The sequence below is a fragment of the Pectobacterium sp. CHL-2024 genome, assembly GCF_044751765.1.
GTDB lineage: Bacteria > Pseudomonadota > Gammaproteobacteria > Enterobacterales > Enterobacteriaceae > Pectobacterium > Pectobacterium brasiliense.
Window position 1 is genome coordinate 1 of record NZ_JBIXKO010000042.1, and the last position, 1,484, is coordinate 1,484.

The window sequence follows — 1,484 nt, forward strand, 5'->3', positions numbered from 1 at the left end:
CTGGTCGATTTTAACGCCACCGAGGCCGACTTCCCGCGTGAGACGCTAATTCAGCAACAGTTTGAAGTACAGGCTGAACAGGCACCCGAGGCTATCGCCGTGCTGTTTGAAGGCCAGCATCTCACCTACCGCGAACTCAATCGCCGTGCCAACCAGCTCGCCCACCACCTGCTTTCGCTCGGTGTCAAACCCGATGACCGCGTCGCCCTCTGCGTCGAGCGCAGCCTGGAGATGATGGTTGGCCTGCTCGGTATCCTCAAAGCCGGGGCCGCCTACGTCCCGATGGACCCCGCCTACCCGGCGGAGCGCCTTGCCTATATGCTCGACGATGCCGCCCCGGTCGCTCTGCTGACCCAATCCGCACAAGTGGCACCACTCAGCAGCACGCTGCCCACCGTACTGCTGGATACGCCTGCCTCCAGTGACTACCCGGACACTAACCCCGTGGTACAGGGGCTGAACGCGACCCATCTGGCCTATGTGATTTACACCTCCGGCTCCACTGGCAAGCCCAAAGGGGTCATGGTCGCCCACCGGAACGTGCTTCACCTCGCCACCGGCCTGAAAACGTTGCTGGCGCTCGAGCACCCCAGCCGCATTGCCCTCAACGCCAGTATCGTGTTCGATGCCTCGGTGAAGAACTGGATACAGCTGCTGTCCGGCCACACGCTGGTGCTGGTGCCCGACGCTATCCGCGCCGATGCTCATCAGCTCTGGCGCTATTTCGCCCGCCACGCCGTCAACCTGTTTGACTGCACCCCGGTGCAGTTGCAGTGGCTGCTCGACGCCGGACTGGGCACCGACCCGGCCTACCAGCCCGCGCAGGTCCTTATCGGCGGGGAAGCCATTTCTCCTGAGGTCTGGTCGCGCCTGCAGGCGCTTTCCGACACCCGCTTTATCAACGTTTACGGCCCGACCGAATGTACCGTTGATGCCACCGCCTGTGTGGTCGACCATACGCAGCCGTTGCCGACCATCGGCAAACCGCTCGCCAATACCCGCCTCTACATTCTGGATGCGCAGGGCCAGCCCGTCCCGATTGGCGTCACCGGTGAACTCCATATCGGCGGAGCCGGCGTCGCCCGCGGCTACCTCCACCGTCCCGACCTCACCGCCGACCGCTTTATTGCCGATCCTTTCTCTGCCGACCCGGCAACCCGGCTCTACAAGACCGGCGATCTGGCCCGCTGGCAGCCCGACGGCCGCATTGACTACCTCGGCCGTAACGACTTCCAGATCAAGGTACGCGGTTTCCGTATCGAAGCGGGGGAAATCGAGTCCCGCCTCCTGCGCTGTCCGGGGGTACAGGACGCCGTGGTGATCGCCCGTGAAGCCCCCCCCGGCGATACGCGTCTGGTAGCCTATCTCTGCGCACGATCTGATGCTGAACTGCATCCAGTGGCGTTGCGCCAGCAGCTTGCCGCCTCGCTGGCGGACTACATGATCCCGTCCGCCTTTGTCACGCTCGACGCCCTGCCGCTCAC

General features: G+C 64.1%; 1 protein-coding gene. It reads left to right on the top strand.

Annotated features, from left to right (window positions below; all coding sequences use genetic code 11):
- The coding region (locus tag ACIPUG_RS21385; RefSeq protein WP_400340116.1) for an amino acid adenylation domain-containing protein at positions 1-1,484 on the top strand (1,484 nt) is incomplete at both ends.